Annotated in this window: 4 protein-coding genes and 1 pseudogene; 3 read left to right on the top strand and 2 right to left on the bottom strand. The window is 61.1% G+C overall.

Going from position 1 to position 2,446, the window contains the following annotated elements; all coding sequences use genetic code 11:
* From EN781_RS30640 to EN781_RS30630, 3 genes are all read left to right on the top strand, one after another.
* The coding region (locus EN781_RS30640) for a DNA alkylation repair protein (protein ID WP_127400636.1) at positions 1 to 536 on the top strand (536 nt) is incomplete at its 5' end.
* Positions 496 to 1,074, top strand: a complete 579-nt coding sequence (locus EN781_RS30635; RefSeq protein ID WP_126054502.1) for a GNAT family N-acetyltransferase — start codon at positions 496 to 498, stop codon at positions 1,072 to 1,074. The genes EN781_RS30640 and EN781_RS30635, both read left to right, overlap by 41 nt.
* 46 nt (positions 1,075 to 1,120) lie before the next feature.
* On the top strand, positions 1,121 to 1,690 hold the full coding sequence (locus tag EN781_RS30630) for a DUF3299 domain-containing protein (protein ID WP_126054501.1): 570 nt from the start codon (positions 1,121 to 1,123) through the stop codon (positions 1,688 to 1,690).
* Between the two features lie 52 nt (positions 1,691 to 1,742).
* Here EN781_RS30630 and EN781_RS30625 read toward each other — a convergent pair whose 3' ends face one another.
* Both EN781_RS30625 and EN781_RS36055 read right to left on the bottom strand, forming a co-directional pair.
* Positions 1,743 to 2,234 (bottom strand): Lrp/AsnC family transcriptional regulator, encoded by a 492-nt coding sequence (locus EN781_RS30625; RefSeq protein WP_127400635.1) that lies wholly within the window; start codon positions 2,232 to 2,234, stop codon positions 1,743 to 1,745.
* Between the two features lie 144 nt (positions 2,235 to 2,378).
* Positions 2,379 to 2,446, bottom strand: a pseudogene (locus EN781_RS36055) (uracil-DNA glycosylase family protein); the annotation flags it as partial.

Raw genomic sequence — 2,446 nt, 5'->3', positions numbered from 1 at the left:
ACCATGAACGTGCCTTCGAACTCTGGCAGACCGGTATCATGGAAGCGCAGTTCATCGCTTCCGTCACCGCCGACCCGAAGCGGTTTTCCGCTGCGGATGCAAGGCAATGGGCGGCGTCCTTCGATTCCTGGGATATCGTCGACGGCGTCTCCGACCTGTTCGTCGACACGGACGCCTGGAAGGAACTGATCGAAGAGTTCGCGGCCGACGAGCGGGAGTTCGTTCGACGCACGGCCTTTGCCATGATGGCCTGGTCTGTCGTCCACCGGAAGCAAGAGCCGGTCGCGACCTTCCTCGGCTTCCTGCCAATCATCGAGGCGCATGCCGCCGACAGCCGCAATTTCGTGAGGAAGGCTGTGAACTGGGCGCTTCGTTCGATCGGCAAGCGTTCGGTGGAAATGCACGGCGCTGCCCTTGCCGTGGCCGAACGCCTGGCGCAGTCGACCGACAAGACGGCGCGCTGGATTGGCAAGGACGCAGTGAAGGAACTGACCAATGCCAAGACGATCGAGCGGATCGCCGCCAGGAAAGGCTGACGGCGCCGAAATCCGCTTCGCGGAGGTGACGCGCTCGACCCGCGCGGATTTCGAGGAACTTTTCGAACAGCCGGGCGCGCCGAAATATTGCTGGTGCATGGCCTGGCGCCATTCCAGCCGCGAGCACGTCCGGAACGCCGAGAAGAAGCGCATGATGATGGGGCTGATCGAGGCCGGGACGCCCGTTGGCATCGTCGCTGAAGTCGACGGCAAGCCGGTCGGCTGGTGCTCGGTCGCGCCGCGCGAGACCTATCGCAGGCTTTCAAAACTGCAGGAAGACAGCGAGACGGGCGTCTGGTCGATCGTCTGCTTCTACGTGCCGAGGGCCCTGCGCGGCGGCGGGCTCGCGGCGGCGCTGCTCGACGCGGCGATTGACCATGCCTTTGACAGGGGCGCGCGCGTGATCGAGGCCTATCCGGTCGACCAGGCAGCGCCAAGCTACCGCTTCATGGGTTTTCGCGACATGTTCCTGGTGCGAGGCTTCCACGAGATCGGCACCGCGGGCTCGCGCCGGCATGTGATGCGGCTCGAGCGTTGACGCCGTGGACGGCGGCGTCTTTACTCAGGTGCAAAGGAAGCAGCCAATGAGCAAGCATCTCAAATCAACCATCGCGCTCTCCGCTGCTTTGCTTGTATCCATTGCCGCCGATGCATCGGCCGAGACCGCGCATATCTTCTGGAAGGACCTGCGGCCGGCGACGCAGGCGATCGCCGAAGACGCCAACATGCCGATGATCGCGGCAAAACTGCCGGACCACGGCGAGACGCTGTCCATCAATCTCCAGGACAAGACGATTCGATTAGCCGGCTATGCATTGCCTGTCGATCGCGAGGGCGACCTCGTCTACCAGTTCCTGCTGGTGCCGTGGACGGGCGCCTGCAGCCATATGCCGACGCCGCCGCCCAACCAGATCGTTTTGGTCACGCCGGCCCATCCCTACAGGATGTCTGAGGCCTATGAGCCAGTCTCCGTCACCGGCGTGCTGAAACCTGGAATGGAGAAAAGCCAGCTCTTCATCCTCGACGGCGTCTCGATCATCCAGTCGGGCTACACGGTGCCCAAGGCCGACGTGGCAAGTGTCGACAATGTACCGGACGCAGTCACCTTGCCGATCAACTCGCCCTGGAGTTTTCTCAACAAAAAGAAGAACTAGGTAGAGGCAGCGTGCGTATGACCTTTCCGGAGGAAGGCCACGCGTGAGCAGCTCAAGCCGCGTTGGCGCCGGCTTCCTTGTCCAGCACCATGTAATCCAGCGGGATCTCGGTCGTGTACTTGATCTGCTCCATGGCGAAGGACGACGAGACATCGCGGATCTCGATCTTGGCGATCAGCCGCTTGTAGAAGGCGTCGTAGGCGGCAATGTCGGGCACCACGACGCGCAGCAGATAGTCGACGTCGCCGCTCATGCGGTAGAACTCGACCACTTCCGGAAATTCCTGGATGACTTCGGAGAAGCGCCGCAGCCATTCATGGCTGTGCGAATTGGTGCGGATCGACACGAAGACGGTGACGCGCACATTGACCTTCTCATGGTCGAGGATGGCGACGCGCCGCTTGATGACGCCCTCCTCCTCGAGCTTCTGGATGCGCCGCCAGCACGGCGTGGTCGACAGGCCGACTTTCTTGGCGACATCGGCGACCGTTAATGTCGCGTCCTCCTGCAGGAGGCGTAGAATTTTTCGGTCAAGCCGGTCCATCGGATACTCCCAGTGTGCATGTCGCCCAATTTGTGTGGCGTGCGCTTTGAGGAATGATTTGGCTATGATCCCTTTTATCCCGGCCTTTCACAAGAAAGAAATTCTGCCAAGCGTGAGAAAAGCGGGTGATTTCTTGCTTCATGCCTAACCAAGGCGATAGCGGATTTCCGACCTCAGAAAGGGCAGCAAATCCATTTCAAACCATGGATTCT

The organism is Mesorhizobium sp. M4A.F.Ca.ET.090.04.2.1, assembly GCF_003999085.1.
Lineage (GTDB): Bacteria > Pseudomonadota > Alphaproteobacteria > Rhizobiales > Rhizobiaceae > Mesorhizobium.
This window is presented reverse-complemented; position numbering and strand designations above follow the sequence as displayed.

What these genes read in the sequence shown, in the direction of transcription:
- EN781_RS30625 (WP_127400635.1), bottom strand. Translation starts at nt 2,234, where the DNA reads ATGGACCGGCTTGACCGAAAAATTCTACGCCTCCTGCAGGAGGACGCG.
- EN781_RS30635 (WP_126054502.1), top strand. Translation starts at nt 496, where the DNA reads ATGCCAAGACGATCGAGCGGATCGCCGCCAGGAAAGGCTGACGGCGCC.
- EN781_RS30630 (WP_126054501.1), top strand. Translation starts at nt 1,121, where the DNA reads ATGAGCAAGCATCTCAAATCAACCATCGCGCTCTCCGCTGCTTTGCTT.